Consider the following 22,055-nt stretch of genomic DNA (forward strand, 5'->3'; position numbering starts at 1 on the left):
CAACTGTTCGGGTGACAAAAGTCGGAACGGCAGCCTACCGGGCTCGGCCACGGTTTCTCACTACCAAAGATGACCAAGGTACGCTCCCGACCCCCTCAATCTAACAAATCGACACGGCCAGCATAGATAAGAATGACGTCATGCATGCCGGAAGGTGCGTCAACAAGCTGGGGCCGCATACCGCGGCCCCAGCTTGTTGTGTCAGACGTAGCGGTTGACGATGTTTTCCAGATATTCCTGGCGGCCGGAAACCGGTTCCGGATTGATGTTCTCACGCTCCACCATGGCGGCGATCTCGTCGAGCTTGTATTCGCCGCGCAACATCTTCTGCGCCTCGGGGCTCTCCCACTTCTCGTAGCGGGCATCGAGCGGGGTCTTGAGCGCGCCGTCGTCCAGCATCTTCGCGGCTGCCTTGAGGCCGCGGGCGCAGCAATCCATGCCGCCGATATGGCCGATCAGCAGGTCCTGCGGATCGAGCGACTGGCGGCGCAGCTTGGCATCGAAATTCGTGCCCCCGTTCTTGAAGCCGCCGCCCGCAAGGACGTGATAGTAGGCGAGCGCCATTTCCGGCACGTTGTTCGGGAACTGGTCGGTATCCCAGCCGGACTGATAATCGTTGCGGTTCATGTCGATCGAACCGAAGATGCCGAACGTGTTCGCCATGGCGATCTCATGTTCGAAGGAATGGCCGGCAAGGATCGCGTGGCCCTGCTCGATATTGACCTTCACCTCGTTTTCCAATCCGTTCTTCTGCAGGAAGGCATAGACGGTCGAAACGTCGTAGTCATACTGGTGCTTGGTCGGCTCCTGCGGTTTCGGCTCGATGAGAATCGTGCCTTCGAAACCGATCTTGTACTTGTATTCGACCACAAGATTCAGGAAACGGCCCATCTGGTCGAGTTCGCGGGTGAAGTCGGTATTGAGGATGGTCTCGTAGCCTTCGCGCCCGCCCCAGAGCACGTAGTTGGAGCCGCCGAGTCGCTTGGTGGCGTCGAGGCAGGTCTTGACGGTCGCCGCGGCGAAGGCGAAGACGTCCGGGTCGGGATTGGTGGCGGCACCGGACATATAGCGCCGATTGGAGAAGAGGTTCGCCGTGCCCCAGAGAAGCTTCACACCGGTTTCGGCCTGCTTTTTCTCGAAATAGTCGACGATCTCGTTGAGGTTCTTCGTGTTTTCCGCGAAATTCGTGCCTTCCGGGCGCACGTCCGCATCGTGGAAGCAGTAGAACGGGCTGCCCAGGAGCTGGAAGAATTCGAAGGCGACGTCCGCCTTCATCTTGGCCGCTTCCATCGTGTCGGAAAACCAGGGGCGCAGGAATGTCTGGCCACCGAAGGGATCGCCACCCGGCCAGGTGAAGGTGTGCCAGTAGGCGACGGCAAAGCGCAGGTGGTCCTCCATGCGCTTGCCCGCGACGATCTCGTCGGGATTGTAGTGGCGGAAGGCGAGCGGATTGGCGCTCTCCGGGCCTTCGTATTTGATCTTCTGAATGTCGCCGAAAAAGCCTGTGCTCATAGTCATGTCCTCCTTGGGGAATGTTCATTCATATCTGACGCTTGCCCCTCATCCGCCTGCCGGCACCTTCTCGCCGTAAACGGGGCGAAGGAGACGCGCGGTGAGCTATCCACCCCCTCGAACGGTGAGCGGGGCACGTCCCCTCTCCCCGCGGGCGGGGAGAGGGTTAGGGTGAGGGGCAAACCCCGGTTCAATGCGCCAGCGACCTGATCGCCGGATACGCCGCCCGATAACGCGCGTATGCGGCCTCATAGGTATCGGAAAGCGCCGTAACGGGCTCGATCGTCTCCTCCGTCTTCGGCGCCGAGCAGACCGCCACCGGATCGGCCCCGGTCGCGGCGATGAGACCGAGCCGGGCGGCACCGAAGGCCGCGCCGAAATCGCCGTCCGCCGGGATATCGACAGGCATTCCGAGCGAGGTCGCGATCGAGGCCAGCCAGTAACGCGAGCGCGAACCGCCGCCGATCGCCGTGACGCGGGAAATCGATGTGCCGGCGGATTTCAGCGCTTCCAGATTGTCGCGGATCGCAAAGGTGACGCCTTCCAGCACCGCCTGGGTCAGCACGGCCCGGCTGCTTTCGTGTCCAAGGCCGATGAAGGCGCCGCGGATAACCGCATCGTTATGCGGTGTGCGTTCGCCGGAAAGATAGGGCAGGAAGGTGACGCCGGTCGGGGCCTTCAGACTATCGCCCAGTTCTTCCGTGAGTTCGGCAGCAGATCTGCCGGCAATGTGCGAATACCAGTTGAGCGCGTCGGTGGCCGACAGGATGACGCCCATCTGGTGCCAGGTCTTCGGCAGCGCGTGGCAGAAGGCGTGCACGGCGCTTTCCGGCTTCGGCAGGTAGGAGGCGTTGGCCGCGAACAACACGCCGGACGTGCCGAGCGAGACGAAGGCGCGGCCTTCCGCAACCGTGCCCATGCCGCAGGCGGATGCCGCATTGTCCCCCGCCCCGCCGGCCACCACAACATTGCCGGTGATGCCCCATTTGGAGGCCAGTTCGCCGCGCAGCTTGCCCGCCTGTTCCGTGCCTTCCACCAGCGACGGCATCTGCGTCTCGGACAATCCGGTCGCATCGAGCAATTCGGACGACCATTTGCGGGCGCCTGTATCGAGCCAGGAGGTTCCGGCCGAGTCCGACATTTCGGAAATGTGCTCCCCGGTGAGCCACAGGCGCAGATAATCCTTCGGCAGCAGTACCTTGGCGACCTTCGCAAAAACCTCCGGCTCGTGCTTCCGCACCCAGACGAGTTTCGGCGCGGTGAAGCCCGGAAAGACGATATTGCCGGTGATTTGCCGGAAGCGGGAATCGGCGTCGAGCATCGCCGCCTCCTCGTAGGAGCGCGTGTCGTTCCAGAGGATGCAAGGCCGCAGCACCTTGTCGTCCGCATCGAGCAGCGTCGCGCCATGCATCTGGCCGGAGAGCCCGATGCCCTTCACGGCGGCGAGTCCCTTCGGGAACTTCGCCTTGAGGCCGGCGACGGCTTCCTCCGTGGCGCGGATCCAGTGGGCAGGCTCCTGCTCCGACCAGCCGGAATGCGGGCGCGAAACGTCGAGCGCGCCACTCGCCGAACCGATGATCCTCTGATCGCCGTCGATCAGCATCGCCTTGACGCCGGAAGTGCCGAGATCGAGACCGAGATACATGGTGTTTCTCCTTCATGCTCTGCTTCTCAGGGCAGATTGTCTTTCAAGAATATGTCGATGCGGATGCGCTCCTGCCCGGCGATCACCGGCAGGCCATCCGCCTTGGCCTTCAGCACGCGGATGGCGCTGCGCACCTCATGGCCCGCATCCTGGTTCAGCACCGCATCGATCACGCCTTCGGCGAGTGCGGCGCGGGTCGAGGCGGTGAGTTCGTGGGCGATGACAAGAGGCCGCCTGGACATTCCCGCTTTTTGCACCGCCCGGATGAGGCCCCGATTGCCCGCGCCGAGACTATAGATGCCAGCGATGTCAGCATGACGGCGCAGCGCATCGGCAACCACCGTTTCGGCGAGCGCCGGATCGTCCCGGCCCTCCAGCACCGGCAGGATAAGGACATTCGGATAACTCTCTCCGATGACCGACGAAAACCCTTCGAGCCGCTCGCGATGGTCGCGCACCAGCATGGAGCCGGCAAGCACCGCCACCGTCGCCCCTCGCTCAGCCAGGAACGGGCCGCTCAGGAAACGGCCCATCAGGCTGCCTGCGGTACGGCCGGCGGCGATATTGTCGATGCCGGCGTAATGATCGCGGGAGGCGTCGGGCAGATCCGAGACAAGCGTGACGGTCGGAATGCCCGCTTCCTTCAAGCGACCGACGGCAGCGCGGACTTCAGGCGCATCGATGGCGACGAAGGCGACTCCGGACGGCTTTTCGGCCAGCACCTTTTCGAGTGCGTCAACCAGTGCATCCGGATCAAAGGGTGGCACGTCGATGATGCGGATATGGGTGCGCTCGGCGCTCGAACGGGCAATCGCGCCGCGCACTTCCTCGTGCAGGCCGATCATGAAGGAATTGTCGTTTTCCGGCAGGATGAAGACGAAGGAATAGGTGCGGCCCTTGGCAAGGTTCGCGGCCGCAAGATCCCGCACATAACCGAGCGCAGCGATCGCCTCTTCCACCTTCGAGCGGGTCACCGCGCGCACGCCCGGCCGGTCGTTCAACACGCGATCGACCGTGGCAAGGCTGACGCCTGCGCTCTTCGCGATGTCATGGACAGTGGGCTTCATGAACTCCTCCGCGGAAGGTCGTAGCCCAATTTTTGAGGTACGTAAATCAGAATTTACCGAAGGTGTCGGAAAACAGCCCTCCGACAGGGGGCCAGGTCACCGGTCGACAGGAAAAAGGGCCGCCACTTCAAGCGGCGACCCCTTTCCGGCGGTGGAGGGCTGTGATCAGTGGCCGCCTCCACCGGCTCCGGCTGGCCGCGCGGGTTTGGCAATCAGGAAGACGAAGAAGATGAGGCTGCCGAAAAGCACGGTCAGCAGCAGGAAAACGTCCGCGAAGGACAAGAGCCAGGACTGCTGGGTGATCATTCCGGAAAGCCTCTGCAGGGCAGCCGCGCTGCCGTCGAAACCATAGGAATTGTAGTTGGCGCCGACGCTGTCGAGCCAGCTCATCGCAGCCGGGTTACCGTAATTGACGTGCTCGGAGAGCCGGGCATAGTGTTCGTCCGTCCGCTGGGTCAGCATGGTGTTGATGATCGCCAGCCCCACCGCGCCCCCGAGATTGCGGGTCAGGTTGAAGAGGCCGGAAGCGCCCTGGATGCGCTGCGGCGCGAGCGTGCCGAGCGCGATATTGTTGATCGGCACCATGCACATCATCATCGAGGCCCCGCGCAGGATCTGCGGCAGGAACAGTTCCCAGAAATCCCAGTCTTCCGTAATTCCCGTCATCAGCCAGGTGCCGAGGGCGAAGCCGACAAAGCCGACCGCCATCAGCACCCTGAGATCGAGGAGGTTCGTCAGGCGCCCGACAATCGGCGCGGAGACGAACATGGCAAGCCCGGAGACGAACATGGTCTCGCCGATCATCAGGGAATCATAGCCCCGGATGCGTCCCAGATAGAGCGGATAGAGATAGGTGAGACCGTAGAGGCCGACGCCCATCACGAAGGAGAAAAGCGAACCGAAGGCGAAGTTGGCATTGCTGAAGGCCCTGAGATCCACGACCGGGAACTCGACCCTGAAGGCGCGCCAGAAGAACACCACGGCGCCGACGAAGATCATCACCGTGCCGATGACGATACGCTCGTCGCCGAACCAGTCCTTGTTGTTACCCTCCTCGAGCACGTATTCGAGCGACCCCAGGAACACGGCCATGGAGAAAAGCCCCCACCAGTCGAACTTCTTCCAGAGCTGCATCTGGGGCTTGTCGAAGTCGATCAGGCTCCAGGCGGCGGCCGTCACGAGGATGCCCGGGATGATGTTGACGAGGAAAAGCCAGTGCCAGGAAAAGGCGTGCGACAGATAGCCGCCGACCGTCGGCCCGATCGTCGGCGCGAGCGTTGCGACAAGGCCGATGATCGGCGAGACGATGCTGCGCTTCGAGGGCGGGAAGATGGTGAAGGCGGCTGCGAAGACCGAGGGGATCATGCCGCCGCCGATAAAGCCCTGAAGCGCCCGGTAGACGATCATCTGCTCGATATTGGTGGCAGTGGCGCAGAGCGCGCTCGCCATCGTGAAGCCGCCCGCGCAGATGGTGAAAAGCACGCGCGTCGAAAGAATCCGCGCCAGCGTTCCCGACAGCGGGATCATGATCACTTCGGCGATCAGGTAGGAAGTCTGCACCCAGGCGACTTCGTCCGAGCCGGCGGAAAGGCCGGCCTGGATCTCGGCGAGCGAGGCCGAGACGATCTGGATGTCGAGGATCGACATGAACATGCCGAAGACCATCGCGAAGAAAGCGATGACCTTGCGTCTGTCCATCGGTGGGTCGACGGATATAGCACCCGCCGCGGCCGTTGCAGTTGCCATGGCCGTTCTCCGTAGGTTTATTTTGCAGCGACCGCGTTGCTGTCGGCGGGAGCCGTTCGGGTGTCGACGTCGACGACGACGCTCAAACCGGCCCTCAGATGCTCGCGCTCCAGGACGTCCTTCGGGATCGAGATCCGCACCGGCACGCGCTGTACGACCTTGGTGAAATTGCCCGTGGCGTTTTCAGGCGGAAGCAGGGAGAAGACCGAACCGGAAGCAGGCGCGATCGAAACGACCGTACCCGTGACCGTGTGATCGTCGAAGGCATCGACATGCACGCGGACCTTGGAGCCCGGCTGCAGGTGGCCGATCTGGGTTTCCTTGAAATTCGCGTCGATATAAAGCTCGGTGAGCGGCACCAGAGAGGCCAGCCGCTTGCCGGCGGTGACCAGATCGCCCGTCTGGACGGCGAGATTGCCGATGACACCATCATAAGGCGCCTTCAGGACCGTGAAATCCAGGTCGCGCTGGGCCTGGTCGCGGGCAATCTCCTCAGCACGGACATCGTTGACCGCTTCCTTGCGCTGCGCCTGCAAGAGGCCGAGATTGGCCTCCGCGGAAGCAACGGCCGCCTGACCGGCGACCAGATCGGCACGGGCCTTTTCGAGCGCGACCTCTGCATTGTCGAGGTCGGCGGTCGTACCCACGGATTTTGCGGCCAGTTCCGCCTGGCGCTTCTGGGTTATTTCGGCACCGCGAACGGCCGCTTCAAGCGCGCCCTGCTGGGCCTTGGCCTGCTCGATCGCCGCCTTGCCGCCAACGATCTGCGCATCGATGCGCGATATCGCGAGATTGGCGGATTCGACGGCTGCTGCGGCCTTTTCGAGCGCCAGCCTGTAATCGCCGTCGTCAAGTGTCACAAGCGGATCGCCCGCTTTGACGGACTGGTTTTCGACGACATTCACCTTGGCAACGTAACCTGATACCTTGGGAGAAATGACGGCGATATCGCCTTCCACATAAGCGTCATCGGTCGAAACGAGGAAGCGGCCATCGGTCCACCAGTCATAACCATACCAGGCTGCGCCGCCCAGAAGAGCAAGCCCGATGATCGGCAGCAGGAAACCGCGCTTCTTCTTTGCGGGCGCCTTCTGATCTGCCGGCGCCAGGATCGCTTCCGCCGCCGCAGGCTTTTCTGCAGCAGGATTCTCCTCGCGCGCTTTGGCTTCGGCAGGACCCGCATTGTCCGTCGTCACGGCGCGCAGTGCGCCGGCGTTTTGGGAGACCGTCATTTTTCTATTACCGTCTTGGGAGTGCAGTCTTTCATCGAACCGTTCGGTTCAGTGAGCTTGACATAGACCTTTCCATGGCACATATCAAGAGCAATCGAACCACTCGGTTCGAAAAGATTAAAGAAGGCATTAAAATGTCCAAACAGACAGGGAAGCTGGCAATATCCGATCCTGGCCCGGCCGGGCGTTTCGCGGCGGGCGAGGACCCGGCGAAACGGGAACAGATCATCGATGGCGCGAAGGCCGTCTTCATGAAGCTCGGCTTCGATGCGGCGAGCATGAACGACATTACCCGCGAGGCCGGTGTCTCGAAGGGAACGATCTACGTCTATTTCCAGAACAAAGAACATCTCTTCACCGCAATGGTTGCGCGCGAGCGCGAGCGTATCACCACGAGGATGCGCGACATTCTTGAAGGCAGCGAGGAGGTCGAGGACGGGCTTTATCATTTCGGCGTGGGCTTCGCCGCGCATATCACCTCGCCTCAGGTGATCAATGCGATGCGCACCGTAATCGGTGTCGCCGACCGGATGCCGAGCCTCTGTCGGCATTTCTTCAATTCCCCCTCGGTGAACGTGCGGACGGTTCTGGACGACTTCATCAGGCGGCATGTGGCGCTCGGGAACCTGAAGGCCGAAGATACCGATCTGGCAGCTCGCCAGTTCATCGACATGACGAGCGGCACCTTCTTCAAGTTCCGCCTGTTTGGCGATATCGACGACGTGCCGCCGCGGGAGGAACTGGACCATGTCGTCAGGGGCGCGATCCGGGTGTTCATGGCGGCCTATGGCGCCCATGACACGTCAGTGAATGCGAAAACGGTAGAACACGCCTGATTTCAGGAGGTTGTTGCACAACCTCCTCTTGTCTTTGCGTTTCCACTTCTTAAATCGGTCGGGCAATTACGCCCTGAGATTGAGAAAAGGAGATGTGGATGGACATTGCAGCGCTCGTAGCAGACCCGGCGGCCTGGGTAGCGCTCGTTACTCTTGTGGTCATGGAGGTCGTGCTCGGCATCGACAACCTGATCTTCATCTCCATCCTCACCAACAAGCTGCCGGCCGAGCATCGCGTCAAAGCCCGCCGCATCGGTATCGGGCTCGCGCTCATCATGCGGCTCGCGCTGCTCGGCACCATCGCCTGGATCGTCCAGCTGACCACCCCGATCTTCGAAGCCTTCGGCCACGGTTTCTCGTGGAAGGATCTGATCCTGATCGCCGGCGGTCTTTTCCTCGTCTGGAAGGCTACCAAGGAAATCCACCACAATGTCGATCCGGCCGATCACAACGAGGATTTCATCGCAAGCTCGGCAACCACGGGCTTCGCGGCTGCTATCGGCCAGATCCTGCTTCTCGACCTCGTCTTCTCGATCGACAGCATCATTACCGCCGTCGGCATGACCGAGCATTTGCCGATCATGGTGACCGCCGTTGTTATCGCCGTGACCGTGATGCTGGTCGCCGCAACGCCGCTCGCCAACTTCATCGAGAAGAACCCGACGATCGTCATGCTGGCCCTCGCCTTCCTCCTGATGATCGGCACGACGCTGATTGCCGACGGCATGGGCTTCCATGTGCCGAAGGGCTACGTTTACGCCGCCATGGCCTTCTCGGCGCTGGTCGAAGTGCTGAACATGCTGGCCCGCAACGGGAGACGGAAGAAGAAGGGCGAGCAGCAGACGCTGCATTGACGGAAAATCCGCCCCTCATCCCGCTGTTGCGACCTTCTCCCTATAAAGCGGGGAGAAGGTCAGGGTGAGGGCAGAGGCGAACGCCGAAGCTCTCCTCACCCCTTCGCCAGTTCCTTCTCGATCGCCGAAACGAGGCGGCTGTCTTCCGCTGTCACATCCGGCGCGAAACGGGCGACGATCTTGCCGTCGCGGCCGATCAGGAACTTCTCGAAGTTCCAGAGGATTTCCTGGTCGTCGGGAACCTCCATGCCATAACCGCGCAGGCGCTCCTTCATCGGACCATCCCCGGTCGTCGCCACGCCCGAACCGGTCAGTTCCTTGTAGAGCGGATGCTTGTCCTCGCCCTTCACCGAGATCTTCGAGAAGATCGGGAATTTGACGTCGTAGGTGAGCGTGCAGAACTCGACGATCTCGGTATCCGTACCCGGTTCCTGGCCCTTGAAATTGTTGGCCGGAAAGGCGGCGATGACGAACCCGTGCTGGCGCTTGTCCTCATAGAGCTTTTCGAGACCTTCGTATTGCTTGGTGAGCCCGCATTTGGAGGCGACATTGACGACCAGCATGACCTTGCCCTTATATTCGGACAGCGTCGTCTGGCGGCCGTCCGCCAGCTTGACCGGAATATCCAGAACGGCGCTCATCGGCAAATCTCCCTGAAATTGACAAAGCAGTAGGCGGACACAAACTATTCCAACAGTCATGCTTGTCCAGTGGACAGACATTGCCCGGCGGAACTTTAACCGGTCGGTGGGATTGATACGCCACCCGAAAGCGTCAATTCTTCTTTTTCGGCGGATGCTCATCCGTCGTTCAGCCTCAGAGCCGCCGGAGCCCATGACAACCGACCAGATTCTCGCCTTTACCGTCATCGCCATCATGATGGCGGTCTTCATCTGGGATCGCTTTCGCTATGACGTGGTTGCCTGCTGCGCCCTCGTGCTGGCAGTCACGCTCGGCATCGTGCCGGTCGACAAGGCTTTTTCCGGCTTTTCCGACGACATCGTCGTCATCGTCGGCAGCGCGTTGGTTGTCAGTGCAGGTGTGGCCCGCTCGGGGATCGTCGATACCGCCATCAAGAAATTCTTCCCGAACCTCAACACGCTGCCCACCCAGCTTGCGCTTCTGATGATCGTGGTGGCTGTGCTTTCCGCCTTCATCAAGAACATCGGAGCACTGGCGATCATGATGCCGGTAGCCTTTCAGTTTGCGCGCAAATCCGGCGCCTCGCCGTCCAAATACCTGATGCCCATGGCCTTTGCCGCCTTGCTTGGCGGCCTGATGACGCAGATCGGCACGTCTCCCAACATCGTCGTGTCGCGGCTGAGGAGCGAGCTCACCGGAACGCCCTTCACCATGTTCGATTTCACGCCGATGGGCGCAATCCTCACCATTGTCGGCATTACCTTTCTGCTCTTTTTCCACTGGCTGGTGCCGAGTCGGACGAAGCAGAACAATTCCATCGAGGAAGCGGTCGAGATTACCAACTATACGTCGGAAGTGTCGGTAACAGCGCAATCCTCCGTCCTGGACAAACCCATGAGCGAACTCTTGAAGCTCGGCGATGGCGAGGTGATCGCGACAGCCGTGCTGCGCGGCCCGGCCCGCATGTCACCCTTCCCCGATCTCGTGATGCGCGAAGGCGACGTGGCGCTTCTGGAAGGCCCGTCGAAGGCGCTCGATCGCATCGTCTCCGCAGGCAGACTGCAACTTTCCGGCAAGCCGCTGCGAGAAAAGGGGCAGGCCCAGCCCGACGTGATCTCCGTGGAGGCGATTATCTCGCAGGAATCGCCGCTCCGGGGGCTCTCCGCCAAGGAACTTGCGCTTTCCTACACGCGCGGCGTCAACCTTCTGGCCGTCAGCCGGCGCGGCGAACGGCTGAAGGAACGGCTCGGCGATCTCACGCTGATGGCAGGCGACGTGCTGGTGCTGCAGGGAAGCCGCAGGAACCTGCCGGGGGTGTTGCAGGATTTCTCGCTTCTGCCGCTCGCCCAGCGCGAGGTGCTGCTCGGCACGCATCGGCGCGCCTACGTTCCGCTCATCATCCTCGCGCTTGCGATGGCGACGACGGCGGTCGGTATTGCGCCGGTACCGGTCGCCTTCTTTGCCGCGGCACTTGGCATGGTCGTCTTCCGGGCAATCCCGCTTGCCGATATCTACAAGGCGGTCGACGGACCGATCCTCGTCATGCTCGCGGCGCTGATCCCGGTGTCGGATTCGCTTCGGAGCACCGGCGGCAGCGCGCTGATTGCGGGCTGGTTGGGCGATGTCGCGACGAATCTGCCCGCCTGGGGCGCGCTCGCGCTGATCCTTGTCACCGCCATGGCCGTGACGCCCTTCCTCAACAATGCAGCAACCGTCCTCGTCATGGGGCCGATCGCCGTCAGCTTCGCCACCAATCTCGGCTTCAAGCCGGAAGCCTTTCTCATGGCTGTGGCAATTGGCGCCGGCTCGGATTTCCTGACCCCCGTCGGCCATCAATGCAATACGCTGGTCTTCGGCCCCGGCGGCTACAAGTTCTCCGATTACCCGCGCCTCGGCCTGCCGTTGTCGTTTATCATCGTGCTCGTGAGCGTCCCGGCGCTGCTCTATATCTGGCCGGTAAGGTAGGGTTGCGCGGATATGCGGCCAAAAACCTTGACGCCTGCGATTGAATATGCGCTAAGGCCTGCCACAAATCCCGCATAGGCAAAAGCAGGTCCGCGCCTCGCATGACAGGCGCCAGAAATCGAGCATCATTCATGAACACACATGGCCCCCGCGTCCGTATTGCCCCCTCGCCTACCGGCGAACCGCATGTCGGCACCGTCTATATCGCCCTGTTCAACTATCTTTTCGCCAAAAAGATGGGCGGCGAATTCATCCTGCGCATCGAGGATACCGACGCCACCCGTTCGACGCCGGAATTCGAACAGAAGGTGCTGGACGCGCTGAAATGGACGGGGCTGACCTGGGCCGAAGGCCCGGATGTCGGCGGCCCCTATGGCCCCTACCGCCAGTCCGACCGCAAGGAAATGTACCAGCCCTACGCCCAGGAACTCCTGGACAAGGGCCATGCCTTCCGTTGCTTCTGCACGCCCGAGCGGCTGGAGCAGATGCGCGAGGCGCAGCGCGCCGCCGGCAAGCCGCCGAAATACGATGGTCTCTGCCTCCACCTGACGGCCGAGGAAGTTACGTCCAAGATGGCAGCGGGCGAAAGCTCGGTCATCCGCATGAAGATCCCGACCGAAGGCTCCTGCGATTTCCATGACGGCGTCTATGGCGATGTGTCCATCCCGTGGGACTCGGTCGACATGCAGGTGCTGATCAAGGGCGATGGCATGCCGACCTATCACATGGCGAACGTCATCGACGACCATCTGATGAAGATCACCCATGTGGCACGCGGCGAGGAATGGCTGGCCTCGGTGCCGAAGCACATCCTGCTCTACCGCTATTTCGAGTGGGAACAGCCGGTCTTCATGCACCTGTCCTTGATGCGCAATGCCGACAAGTCGAAGCTGTCGAAGCGCAAGAACCCGACGTCGATCTCCTACTATTCCGCGCTCGGCTACCTGCCGGAAGCGCTGATGAACTTCCTTGGCCTGTTCTTCATCCAGATCGCCGAGGGCGAGGAACTGCTGACCATGGACGAGCTCTGCGAAAAGTTCGATCCGGACAATCTTTCCAAGGCCGGCGCGATCTTCGACATCCAGAAGCTCGACTGGCTGAACGGCCGCTGGCTCCGCGAAAAACTTTCGCCGGAGGATTTCGTTGCCCGCACGCTCGAATGGGCGTCGGAGAACAACCGCCTGACGGAAGGCCTGAAACTGTCGCAGAGCCGCATTTCCAAGCTCGGCGAACTGCCACAGCTCGCAGGCTTCCTGCTTTCGAATGACGTCGGCTTGACGCCTGCCTCCTTCGCCGGCCTGAAGACCAGCCCGGCCGAGACGCTGGAGATCCTCAATACCGTTCAGGCCGATCTCGAAAAGCTCATGGAATGGAACGTCGAGACGATCGACGCCGAGCTGCGCGCCGTTTCCGACAAGTTGGCCAAGAAGCTGCGCGTCGTCACGCCGCCGCTCTTCGTCGCCATGTCGGGTTCGTCCCGCTCGCTGCCGCTGTTCGACTCGATGGCGCTGCTCGGCCGCTCGGTCGTGCGCCAGAGACTGAAAGTCGCCGCGACCGTGGTGGCTTCGATGGTGGGAAGCGGGAATTGAATTTAGGGTAATGCCCCTCATCCGCCTGCCGGCACCTTCTCCCCATAACAATGGGGAGAAGGACGCAAACCGCGGGCTCCCAGTCCCCTCTCCCCGCTTGCGGGGAGAGGGTTAGGGTGAGGGGCAAACGCAGAAAAAGCAGACCTGCGACAGGAATAGAACTATGACCGACACGAATACCGAAACCGCCCTCTCCTCCGACGCCACGCAGGTGCGCGCCCAGAAGCTCAAGCTGCTTCGCGAGCAGATCGGCGATGTCTATCCCGCCCATTTCCACCGGACAATCTCGAACGCGGAACTGGCCGAAAGATATGCCGGCGTCGAGCCGGACACGGAAACCGGCGATATCGTCACGGTGGCGGGGCGCGTCTACTCCTCGCGCAATTCCGGTATGTTCATGGACATCCGCGATGCAGGCGGCAAGGTGCAGATCTTCTCCCACAAGGACACCACGCCGGAAGAGGCCCGCGCGCTGCTGCCGATGATCGATATCGGCGACATCATCGGGGTGACCGGCGAGGTGCGGCGCACCAAGCGCGGCGAGCTGACGGTGAACGCCAAGGAAATCACCATGCTCACTAAGTCGCTGCTGCCGATGCCCGAAAAATGGCATGGCCTGTCGGATATAGAGACCCGCTACCGCAAGCGCCATCTCGACATCATGACGAACGAGGAGTCCAAGCTCCGCTTCCGTCAGCGTTCGAAGATCATCTCCGGCATCCGCCGCTTCATGGAGGACGAGAACTTCCTGGAGGTCGAGACGCCGATGCTGCATTCGGTCTATGGCGGTGCGACGGCCGAACCCTTCAAGACCCACCACAACACGCTGAAGCTCGACATGTACCTGCGCATCGCGCCGGAACTGTTCTTGAAGCGCACGCTGGTCTCCGGCCTCACCGACAAGGTGTTCGAGATCAACCGCAACTTCCGCAACGAAGGCGTCTCGACCCGGCACAATCCCGAATTCACCATGATGGAATGCTATTGGGCCTATGCCGACTATGAGGACGTCATGGGCCTTGTCGAGCGGCTCTTCGCGCATCTGGCGATGAGCATCCACGGCTCGACCGAGTTCAAGTTCGGCGACAAGGAAATCTCCTTCAAGGGTCCGTTCCGCCGCGTGCCGATGCCCGAGGCTGTCAGGGAGGCGACCGGCATCGACTTCCTTGCGATCAAGACGGACGAGGGAGCCCGCGCCGCCGCCAAGGCCGCCGGCTTCGAGGTCGAGAAGGACTGGACCTGGGGCGAATGCCTTGCCTTCATCTTCGAGGAGAAGGTGGAGGGCACGCTGATCCAGCCGGCCCACGTCACCCACTTCCCGAAGGACATCTCACCCTTTGCCAAGGAAGTTCCGGGCGAGCCGCGCCTCGTCGAGCGTTTCGAGACCTATTGCAACGCCTGGGAAATCGGCAACGCCTTTTCCGAACTCAACGACCCGGAAGAACAGCGCCGCCGCATGGTCGAACAGCTCGAGCAGGCGCACGCTCGCGGCGAGAAGGAAAAGCAGCTCGACGAGGAATTCCTCGATGCGATCGACCAGGGCATGCCGCCGGCCGGGGGCCTCGGCATCGGCGTCGACCGCCTGGTGATGCTGCTCACGGATTCGCCGTCGATCCGCGACGTCATTCTGTTCCCGGCAAGACGCGCCAAGGCGGATTGATTGGGAATGGTGGGCTTTGCAAACCCCTCACTTGCGATTTTCTAACACTTAGCTGCGCTAAGGTGTTGAATCGCTTTCTCTCCCGCAAGGGGAGAAATAGATATGCCGCACCGCCGCGAGTCTACCTCTCCCTTGGCGGGAGAGGTTACAAAATCAGCATCTTAGCATGGCTAAGTGCTAGATTTTGTTGGTGAGGGGGTATGCCCAAAAGCCTAGTGTACGTCCTTTTTCGACCCAGCCTCTGACGCTTCCCCTCCGGTCTTCGCCTCTTCCCCTCTGAGCTTCGCAAGCCAGGCGGCACCGGCAGCGTCCGCATCGTTGGCGTCGCCTGCCGGAGACGGTGCCGCCTCGGCATGCGCGGCCTCGGCGGAGTCGTGACCGGACCGGATTTCGTCAGCCTCCGTGCCCTTGGACCATTTCTTGCCGCCTTCCACAGCAGTCCCGGGTTCCGGCGCGGGTAGAGACGCCTCCGGGACAGGCCGGGCATCGGCTGAAGCTTCGTCATGAGACGCTTCGGGCTTTTCGTCTTCACCGCCCCCGAAGAGCATGTTCTTCACAGACGCGAAGAAACCCTCCTTTTCTTTCGACTGGGCCAAGGCGGGCTCGATGTGAGCGGCAGGCTGATTGCCATGAACTTCCGCTTTGGTCTCTGCGGGGGACGCAGCCTGATCGCCATGGTCTTCCCCGGCGGCTTCGCCATGTTCATCGGCAGGCGCGTCGTGCGCCTTAGCCGGAGCCGCGGCATGGGCGCTGCCTTCGCCCATTTGGCCCTCCGCCGGGGCTTCGTGACCTGAGCCGAAGATCATCCCTGTGATAGAGCTGAGCAATCCGCCGCTCTCCGCGGCCGCAGCTTCACCTCCTTCGCCATGGGCTTCGGCCGGCGCGCCGTGACCGTCTGAAGTTTCCCCATGTCCGCCGGCTTCACCATGACCACTGCCGCCTGCTTTCTCTCCATGTCCGTCGGCTGGCGCTCCGTGCTCACCGGCTGGAGCGACCGCTGCCGGATCAATGCAATCGGCCTTGTCGGTCAGGCTTGCAGTGAGGGCCTCGACGTCTTCCAGCGGCAGGTCGATGCGCATGCCGTAATATTCGCCGTTCGAATTGGGCGAACCATCGAGATAATAGGCCGAATAGATCTCGGCGTCGGCGCCTTCGGGCACTTTCTTGAGATCGGGAATATAGACGACCTGCGCACCGATCATGCGGCCACGCATCCGGGCGCGGTCCTGGGGGCCGGCCTTGTCGATCATTGCCACCTGGACGAGATCGGCCTTCTCCTTTTCCTGTACCGCTCGGGCAACACGCAGCGCCGTCTTGATGCGCGCGACGCCATCGCCGGACTGATCGCTGGTCACATATTTGCGGATCCAGTAGCGCTGATCGCGCCTGATCTTGATGGTTTCGAGAGCAGTGCATTCGAGGCCATTGATCTCCCGGTAGGAGGGGCCGAGAATCTTGTCCGTGCCGATGATGACCGCCGCAGTACCGCTGCCGCCACCGAGGACCACAATGCCGCCCATGATCAGGACGAGCGTCTTGGAAAACCGGAACTTCAGACCCTTCACTTGCCGAGCTCCGGCATAATCAACTCCATCTTACGCAGGACACCTATGGAATATCGGCGGGATATTCCCTCATTCTTCTTGAAGAAGCTTTAACCCACGGCAGCCGATGCCGACGCAATTTGGAACAGCCGCCGATCCCGGCAGGTCCGGGCCAAGGCCGGCGATGACCCCGCGGCAAATGCATCCTTGTTGCGAATGAGTTGCAATAGCGTTGACAACCAAGAAATATTTGTTACTTGGTATTGCGACTTAGTCGCAAAAAAGGTTTGATCCGCTCATGAGATATTTCCATCCTGTTCTTCGACTGGCTCTGGCTGCCGCCCTCTTCTCCCTCCCCGTGGCGGGGCAAGCGCAGGAAAAGCCGAAGGTGGTGACTACCTTCACCGTGATCGCCGATATGGCAAAGAATGTCGCAGGCGATGCAGCCGACGTGGAAAGCATCACCAAGCCCGGCGCGGAAATCCATAACTACCAGCCCACCCCCCGCGACCTCCTGCGCGCCCGCGATGCGGATCTGGTGCTGCGCAATGGCCTGAACCTCGAACTCTGGTTCGAGAAGTTCCTCACCAATTTGGGCGATATCCCGAACGTGACGGTCTCCGACGGCATAGAACCCATGGCGATCGCCGGCGGCGCCTACCAGGGAAAGCCGAACCCGCACGCCTGGATGTCGCCGGAAAACGCGGTGATCTATGTCGAGAACATCCGTAAGGGGCTGACCGAAATCGACCCGGCCCATGCCGATGTCTATGCCGCCAACGCCAAGGCCTACACGGATAAGATCAAGGCGCAGGTCCAGCCGATCCGCGATGAACTCGCCGCCCTTCCGGAAGACCACCGCTGGCTGGCGACGAGCGAAGGCGCCTTTTCCTATCTCGCCCGCGATTTCGGTCTCAAGGAGCTTTATCTCTGGCCGGTCAACGCCGACAGCCAGGGAACGCCGCAGCAGGTGAAAGCCGTCATCGACGCCATGCGCGAGCATGACATCAAGGTGATCTTCAGCGAAAGCACTGTGTCCGACAAGCCGGCCAGGCAGGCCGCTTCCGAAACCGGCGCCCGGTATGGCGGCGTCCTCTATGTCGACTCGCTGAGCGAGACGGACGGTCCGGTGCCGACCTATCTCGACCTCCTCCGCGTAACGACGGAAACCATCGCGAAAGGCCTCTCCCAGTGATGATGGGCAAGAAGAAACCCGAGGCCGCCGGCCTTGATGTAAGCAATGTCACGGTTGCCTATCGCAACGGCCTGACGGCGCTGAGACACGCGACCTTTACCGTGCCGAAAGGCACGGTCACTGCGCTGGTGGGCGTCAACGGCGCCGGCAAGTCCACGATCTTCAAGGCGATCATGGGGTTCGTGCCGCTGGCCGAAGGTTCCGTCGAGATCTTCGGCATGCCGGCCCGGGAGGCGCTTAGGAAGAACCTCGTCGCCTATGTACCGCAGGCCGAAGAGGTCGACTGGGATTTCCCGGTCCTCGTCGAGGACGTGGTGATGATGGGCCGCTACGGGCACATGAACTTCCTGCGCATCCCTTCGCGCCGCGACCACGAGATGGTGACCCAGGCACTGAAGCGGGTAAACATGGAGGAATACCGCAAGCGCCAGATCGGCGAGCTTTCCGGCGGCCAGAGGAAGCGTGTCTTTTTGGCCCGCGCGCTCGCGCAGGAAGGCCAGGTCATCCTGCTCGACGAGCCCTTTACCGGCGTCGACGTAACCACCGAGGAACAGATCATCACGCTCTTGAAGGCGCTGCGTGACGAAGGCCGGGTGATGCTGGTCTCGACCCACAATCTCGGCAGCGTGCCGGAATTCTGCGACCGAACCGTCTTCGTCAAGGGCACGGTGCTCGCCTATGGCAAGACGGAGGACACGTTCACTGAAGCCAATCTTGAAAAGGCCTTCGGCGGCGTGCTGCGCCATTTTGTCCTCGGCGGCTCCGATCTTCACGAAGATGCCGACGAAAGAAGGATCAAGGTCATCAGCGACGACGAACGGCCCTTCGTCACCTATGGCAACGGCAAGGGTGAATCGAAGGAGAAGGCGGATGCTGCAGACGCTTCTTGAACCCTTCACCTATAGCTACATGCTGAACGCCATCTGGGTCAGCGCCCTGGTGGGTGGTGTCTGCGGTTTCCTGTCCGCCTATCTGATGCTGAAAGGCTGGTCGCTGATCGGCGACGCGCTCTCCCATTCCATCGTTCCAGGCGTTGCCGGCGCCTATATGCTCGGCCTCCCCTTCTCGCTCGGCGCCTTCATCTCCGGCGGACTGGCGGCCGGCGCCATGCTCTTCCTCAACCAGCGGACGCGATTGAAGGAAGACGCCATCATCGGGCTCATCTTCACATCCTTCTTTGGCCTCGGCCTTTTCATGGTGTCGCTCTCTCCGACCTCGGTGAACATCCAGACGATCGTGCTCGGCAACATCCTCGCCATCACGCCGGAGGACACGCTGCAACTCGTCATCATCGGCGGCGTCAGCCTCGTCATCCTGACGCTCAAGTGGAAGGACCTGATGGTCACTTTCTTCGACGAGAACCACGCCCGCACCATCGGCCTGAACCCGGACTTCCTCAAAATACTGTTCTTCACCCTGCTGGCCGCCTCGACCGTCGCGGCGTTGCAGACGGTCGGCGCCTTCCTCGTCATCGCCATGGTGGTAACGCCCGGCGCGACCGCCTATCTGCTGACCGACCGGTTCGAGAGACTGATCCTCATGGGCCTTGCGATCGGTGCCGCGACCAGTTTCGTCGGCGCCTATCTGAGCTATTTCCTGAACGGCGCCACGGGCGGCATCATCGTCGTGCTGCAGACCGCGTTGTTCCTGCTGGCCTTTCTGCTCGCGCCGAAACACGGCATGCTCGCTGCCCGCCGCCGGCTGCGCCGCACCCTGGAGGAAACGCCGTGAGCGACTTCATCGACCTCGCAACCTTCCCCTTCCAGATCGATTTCATGCAGCGTGCCTTCATCGTCACGCTGATGATCGCGCTGCCGATGGCGATCCTCTCCTGCTTCCTGGTGCTGAAAGGCTGGTCGCTGATGGGCGACGCCGTCTCGCATGCCGTGCTGCCCGGTGTGGTGATCGCCTATATCCTGTCGATCCCGCTTTCGGTCGGCGCCTTCGTGGCCGGCATGATCTGCGCGCTCGCGACCGGCTTCTTGAAGGAGAACAGCCGCATCAAGGAGGATACCGTTCTTGGTATCGTCTTTTCCGGCATGTTCGGGCTGGGGCTGGTGCTCTTCGTGAAAGTGCAGAGCGACGTGCATCTCGACCATATCCTGTTCGGCGACATGCTCGGCATCCTGCCATCGGATCTGGTCGAAACCGGCCTCATCGCGCTGGCGGCCATGCTCTTCCTGGTGATCTTCCGCAAGGATCTGCTGGTGCATTCCTTCGATGAGCAGCACGCCCGGGCAATCGGCCTGCCGACGCGACTCCTGCATTACGGCCTGCTTGCGGTGCTCTCGCTGACGGTGGTGGGCGCGCTGAAGGCGATCGGCATCATCCTCTCCGTGGCGCTCCTGGTTGCTCCTGGCGCAATCGCCTTTCTCCTCACCCGGCGGTTCACCCCGATGCTGCTGACGGCAGCTGCCATCGCGGCCGGCTGTTCCCTTGCCGGCATCTATATCAGCTTCTTTCTCGACAGCGCACCGGCCCCGACCATCGTGCTTCTGATGACGGCACTGTTCATCGGAGCATTCGTCAAAACGACGATCAAGGCGCGGGCGACAGTGTAAATCAGCCCTCTTGCGCAAATCACACTGTGGGTATATACCCGCATGCATGCCAAGCGAAACCTGCCACTGTATTGTGCTGCGCCAAGCCTCTCGAAAGGTCTCGTCCTATTATGACGAGGCACTGGCGCCGCTCGGCGTGAACATCGGCCAGTTCAGCCTGCTCCGCAACATCAGGCGGCTGGAGCCGGTCTCGCTTACCGAACTTGCCGGCAAGGTGGAGCTTGACCGCTCCACCGTCGGCCGCAACACGAAAGTGCTGGAGCGCATGGGTCTCGTCACGATAGGCCACGGGGAAGACCAGCGGGAAGCGATGCTGACGCTGACCGACAGGGGCCACGACCTGCTTCGGCAAGGCGCCCCCCTCTGGGACGGCGTTCAGGAGGATATCGAGGACCGGCTTGGACCGGAAAAGACGAAACAATTGCTGGAGCTGCTCAAGGAGCTCTGATTTTTATATTCTAAAGCGGGCATATACCCGAATTATCTGCTGCGGATGCGGCAAGGATCAGGAAAGGGACTAGACATGATCTCCACCAGCGCCGCACGATGGATGGCCGGCAGAGACCTCCACTACGGATGGGTGGTCGCCGCGACCACCTTCCTGACCATGCTGGCAACCGCCGGCGCCATGGGGTCGGCGGGCGTGATGATCCAGCCGTTGCACCAGGAATTCGGCTGGGACATTGCCGACATCTCGTCGGCCATGGCCGTGCGCCTGGTGCTCTTCGGCCTGCTCGGCCCCTTCGCCGCCGCCTTCATGAACCATTTCGGCATCCGGCAGGTGGTGGCGACAGCCTTGGCGCTCATCATGGGCGGCATCGTCGTCTCGCTGTTCATGACAGAGGTCTGGCAACTTGTCCTTCTCTGGGGCGTGGTGATCGGCGTCGGCACCGGCATGACCGCGCTGGTCCTGGGAGCGACGGTCGCGACCCGCTGGTTCTCCAAGCGCCGCGGCCTCGTCATCGGGCTGATGACGGCAAGCAACGCCACCGGCCAGCTCGTTTTCCTGCCGCTTCTGGCCGCGATGACCGAAGCCTATGGCTGGCGCTCGGCGCTGACGCTGACCGTTGCAGTCATCGCCGCCGCGATGGTGCTGGTCCTGTTGTTGATGCGCGATCATCCCGCCGACGTCGGACTGCCGGCATATGGCGAGACGGCAGTATCGAAGCCGCCGAAGCAGGACCACAAGCTGCTCGCGACGCTTGCCTCCCCGCTCGTCACCCTCTACAGCGTCGCCGGCAACCCGGTCTTCTGGGTTCTGTTCGGCACGTTCTTCGTCTGCGGGCTTTCGACGAACGGGCTCATCCAGACCCACTGGATCTCGATCTGTGGCGATTTCGGCATGGCCGCCGTGACGGCCGCCAGCACACTCGCGGTGATCGGTATTTTCGATTTCTTCGGCACGATCTTCGCGGGCTGGCTCTCCGACCGGTTCGACAACCGCTATCTGCTCTTCTGGTTCTACGGCCTGCGCGGCCTGTCGCTGATCTACCTGTCCCTCTCGGGTTTCAGCTTGGTGGAACTGTCGGTCTTCGCGATCTTCTACGGGCTTGACTGGGTGGCGACCGTTCCGCCGACCGTGAAGCTCGCCGCCGAAAAGTTCGGCCGCGAGAAGGCCGGCCTCGTCTTCGGCTGGGTATTTGCCGGCCATCAGATCGGGGCTGCCACAGCCGCCTTCGGCGCCGGTTTTTTCAAGAGCGACTTCAACACCTATATGCCCGCCCTGCAAATCGCCGGAGTGATGTGCATGATCGCCGCGATCTCGGTTCTCCTGCTGAAGAAGCCGGGCTCCGCGACCATAGTGCCGCAGGCGGCTTGATTTGTATGCCCCTCATCCGGCTGCCGCCACCTTCTCCCCGTTTTCACGGGAGAAGGACATATGCCGCGCCGGTTTCCTTCACCGTGAACGTTGCGTTAGGCACGTCCCCTCTCCCCGCGAGCGGGGAGAGGGTGAGGGGCAATTTCACAAGGGAAAGGCCCGGATCGCTCCGGGCCTTCTGCTTGTAA

At 61.8% G+C, this 22,055-nt stretch carries 18 protein-coding genes; 11 read left to right on the forward strand and 7 right to left on the reverse strand.

Going from position 1 to position 22,055, the window contains the following annotated elements; translation table 11 throughout:
- Positions 1 to 201: 201 nt before the first annotated feature.
- From xylA to ABK249_RS30800, 5 genes are all read right to left on the reverse strand, one after another.
- On the reverse strand, positions 202 to 1,512 hold the full coding sequence (xylA, locus tag ABK249_RS30780) for a xylose isomerase (RefSeq protein ID WP_227703816.1): 1,311 nt from the start codon (positions 1,510 to 1,512) through the stop codon (positions 202 to 204).
- A gap of 190 nt (positions 1,513 to 1,702) precedes the next feature.
- Positions 1,703 to 3,157: a xylulokinase gene (gene xylB, locus ABK249_RS30785; protein ID WP_037155781.1), complete on the reverse strand. Its 1,455-nt coding sequence runs from the start codon at positions 3,155 to 3,157 to the stop codon at positions 1,703 to 1,705.
- A 26-nt stretch (positions 3,158 to 3,183) separates the two neighbouring features.
- The gene (locus ABK249_RS30790; RefSeq protein ID WP_227703817.1) at positions 3,184 to 4,224 is read right to left on the reverse strand and encodes a LacI family DNA-binding transcriptional regulator; all 1,041 of its coding nucleotides are present in this window, start codon (positions 4,222 to 4,224) and stop codon (positions 3,184 to 3,186) included.
- A gap of 165 nt (positions 4,225 to 4,389) precedes the next feature.
- Positions 4,390 to 5,970, reverse strand: a complete 1,581-nt coding sequence (locus ABK249_RS30795; RefSeq protein WP_227703818.1) for a DHA2 family efflux MFS transporter permease subunit — start codon at positions 5,968 to 5,970, stop codon at positions 4,390 to 4,392.
- 17 nt (positions 5,971 to 5,987) lie between these two features.
- Complete coding sequence (locus tag ABK249_RS30800; RefSeq protein WP_227703819.1) at positions 5,988 to 7,202, reverse strand: HlyD family secretion protein; 1,215 nt, start codon at positions 7,200 to 7,202, stop codon at positions 5,988 to 5,990.
- Positions 7,203 to 7,336: 134 nt separating this feature from the next.
- Between ABK249_RS30800 and ABK249_RS30805 the strand changes: the two genes are divergently transcribed.
- Together ABK249_RS30805 and ABK249_RS30810 are read left to right on the forward strand one after the other, a co-directional pair.
- Complete coding sequence (locus ABK249_RS30805) at positions 7,337 to 8,038, forward strand: TetR/AcrR family transcriptional regulator (protein WP_227703820.1); 702 nt, start codon at positions 7,337 to 7,339, stop codon at positions 8,036 to 8,038.
- 98 nt (positions 8,039 to 8,136) lie between these two features.
- A complete protein-coding gene (locus ABK249_RS30810) occupies positions 8,137 to 8,892 on the forward strand; it encodes a TerC family protein (RefSeq protein ID WP_037155767.1) in 756 nt (251 codons plus the stop codon).
- A 95-nt stretch (positions 8,893 to 8,987) separates the two neighbouring features.
- Here ABK249_RS30810 and ABK249_RS30815 read toward each other — a convergent pair whose 3' ends face one another.
- The gene (locus ABK249_RS30815; RefSeq protein ID WP_227703821.1) at positions 8,988 to 9,533 is read right to left on the reverse strand and encodes a glutathione peroxidase; all 546 of its coding nucleotides are present in this window, start codon (positions 9,531 to 9,533) and stop codon (positions 8,988 to 8,990) included.
- A gap of 193 nt (positions 9,534 to 9,726) precedes the next feature.
- Here ABK249_RS30815 and ABK249_RS30820 point away from each other — a divergent pair, with 193 nt between their 5' ends.
- The 3 genes from ABK249_RS30820 (at position 9,727) to lysS (ending at position 14,748) form a co-directional block, all read left to right on the forward strand.
- Positions 9,727 to 11,499: an SLC13 family permease gene (locus tag ABK249_RS30820; protein WP_037156123.1), complete on the forward strand. Its 1,773-nt coding sequence runs from the start codon at positions 9,727 to 9,729 to the stop codon at positions 11,497 to 11,499.
- Between the two features lie 131 nt (positions 11,500 to 11,630).
- Positions 11,631 to 13,088 (forward strand): glutamate--tRNA ligase, encoded by a 1,458-nt coding sequence (gene gltX / locus ABK249_RS30825; RefSeq protein WP_227703823.1) that lies wholly within the window; start codon positions 11,631 to 11,633, stop codon positions 13,086 to 13,088.
- Between the two features lie 163 nt (positions 13,089 to 13,251).
- Positions 13,252 to 14,748 (forward strand): lysine--tRNA ligase, encoded by a 1,497-nt coding sequence (lysS, locus tag ABK249_RS30830; RefSeq protein ID WP_037155757.1) that lies wholly within the window; start codon positions 13,252 to 13,254, stop codon positions 14,746 to 14,748.
- A gap of 212 nt (positions 14,749 to 14,960) precedes the next feature.
- Here lysS and ABK249_RS30835 read toward each other — a convergent pair whose 3' ends face one another.
- The gene (locus ABK249_RS30835; RefSeq protein ID WP_227703824.1) at positions 14,961 to 16,313 is read right to left on the reverse strand and encodes a hypothetical protein; all 1,353 of its coding nucleotides are present in this window, start codon (positions 16,311 to 16,313) and stop codon (positions 14,961 to 14,963) included.
- Between the two features lie 277 nt (positions 16,314 to 16,590).
- On the opposite strand from ABK249_RS30835, the gene ABK249_RS30840 reads away from it, so the two are divergent.
- The 6 genes from ABK249_RS30840 to ABK249_RS30865 all read left to right on the forward strand — a co-directional run bounded on the left by ABK249_RS30840 (position 16,591) and on the right by ABK249_RS30865 (position 21,867).
- On the forward strand, positions 16,591 to 17,487 hold the full coding sequence (locus tag ABK249_RS30840) for a metal ABC transporter substrate-binding protein (protein WP_227703825.1): 897 nt from the start codon (positions 16,591 to 16,593) through the stop codon (positions 17,485 to 17,487).
- Positions 17,488 to 17,489: 2 nt separating this feature from the next.
- Positions 17,490 to 18,377, forward strand: a complete 888-nt coding sequence (locus tag ABK249_RS30845; RefSeq protein WP_052183050.1) for a manganese/iron ABC transporter ATP-binding protein — start codon at positions 17,490 to 17,492, stop codon at positions 18,375 to 18,377.
- Positions 18,358 to 19,218 (forward strand): metal ABC transporter permease, encoded by an 861-nt coding sequence (locus ABK249_RS30850; protein WP_227703826.1) that lies wholly within the window; start codon positions 18,358 to 18,360, stop codon positions 19,216 to 19,218. Before ABK249_RS30845 ends, ABK249_RS30850 begins: the two co-directional genes overlap by 20 nt.
- Complete coding sequence (locus ABK249_RS30855) at positions 19,215 to 20,048, forward strand: metal ABC transporter permease (RefSeq protein ID WP_280107454.1); 834 nt, start codon at positions 19,215 to 19,217, stop codon at positions 20,046 to 20,048. Before ABK249_RS30850 ends, ABK249_RS30855 begins: the two co-directional genes overlap by 4 nt.
- 46 nt (positions 20,049 to 20,094) lie before the next feature.
- On the forward strand, positions 20,095 to 20,496 hold the full coding sequence (locus tag ABK249_RS30860; RefSeq protein WP_037155749.1) for a MarR family winged helix-turn-helix transcriptional regulator: 402 nt from the start codon (positions 20,095 to 20,097) through the stop codon (positions 20,494 to 20,496).
- Between the two features lie 75 nt (positions 20,497 to 20,571).
- On the forward strand, positions 20,572 to 21,867 hold the full coding sequence (locus ABK249_RS30865; RefSeq protein ID WP_348864764.1) for an MFS transporter: 1,296 nt from the start codon (positions 20,572 to 20,574) through the stop codon (positions 21,865 to 21,867).
- Positions 21,868 to 22,055: the final 188 nt, after the last annotated feature.

It is taken from the genome of Neorhizobium phenanthreniclasticum (assembly GCF_040066075.1).
In the GTDB taxonomy this organism is placed as follows: Bacteria; Pseudomonadota; Alphaproteobacteria; order Rhizobiales; family Rhizobiaceae; genus Neorhizobium; species Neorhizobium petrolearium.

Bases quoted from the DNA above. Each gene is read 5' to 3' on its own strand.
- xylA (WP_227703816.1), bottom strand. From the start codon at position 1,512: ATGAGCACAGGCTTTTTCGGCGACATTCAGAAGATCAAATACGAAGGC.
- xylB (WP_037155781.1), bottom strand. From the start codon at position 3,157: ATGTATCTCGGTCTCGATCTCGGCACTTCCGGCGTCAAGGCGATGCTG.
- ABK249_RS30790 (WP_227703817.1), bottom strand. From the start codon at position 4,224: ATGAAGCCCACTGTCCATGACATCGCGAAGAGCGCAGGCGTCAGCCTT.
- ABK249_RS30795 (WP_227703818.1), bottom strand. From the start codon at position 5,970: ATGGCAACTGCAACGGCCGCGGCGGGTGCTATATCCGTCGACCCACCG.
- ABK249_RS30800 (WP_227703819.1), bottom strand. From the start codon at position 7,202: ATGACGGTCTCCCAAAACGCCGGCGCACTGCGCGCCGTGACGACGGAC.
- ABK249_RS30805 (WP_227703820.1), top strand. From the start codon at position 7,337: ATGTCCAAACAGACAGGGAAGCTGGCAATATCCGATCCTGGCCCGGCC.
- ABK249_RS30810 (WP_037155767.1), top strand. From the start codon at position 8,137: ATGGACATTGCAGCGCTCGTAGCAGACCCGGCGGCCTGGGTAGCGCTC.
- ABK249_RS30815 (WP_227703821.1), bottom strand. From the start codon at position 9,533: ATGAGCGCCGTTCTGGATATTCCGGTCAAGCTGGCGGACGGCCGCCAG.
- ABK249_RS30820 (WP_037156123.1), top strand. From the start codon at position 9,727: ATGACAACCGACCAGATTCTCGCCTTTACCGTCATCGCCATCATGATG.
- gltX (WP_227703823.1), top strand. From the start codon at position 11,631: ATGAACACACATGGCCCCCGCGTCCGTATTGCCCCCTCGCCTACCGGC.
- lysS (WP_037155757.1), top strand. From the start codon at position 13,252: ATGACCGACACGAATACCGAAACCGCCCTCTCCTCCGACGCCACGCAG.
- ABK249_RS30840 (WP_227703825.1), top strand. From the start codon at position 16,591: ATGAGATATTTCCATCCTGTTCTTCGACTGGCTCTGGCTGCCGCCCTC.
- ABK249_RS30845 (WP_052183050.1), top strand. From the start codon at position 17,490: ATGGGCAAGAAGAAACCCGAGGCCGCCGGCCTTGATGTAAGCAATGTC.
- ABK249_RS30850 (WP_227703826.1), top strand. From the start codon at position 18,358: ATGCTGCAGACGCTTCTTGAACCCTTCACCTATAGCTACATGCTGAAC.
- ABK249_RS30860 (WP_037155749.1), top strand. From the start codon at position 20,095: ATGCCAAGCGAAACCTGCCACTGTATTGTGCTGCGCCAAGCCTCTCGA.
- ABK249_RS30865 (WP_348864764.1), top strand. From the start codon at position 20,572: ATGATCTCCACCAGCGCCGCACGATGGATGGCCGGCAGAGACCTCCAC.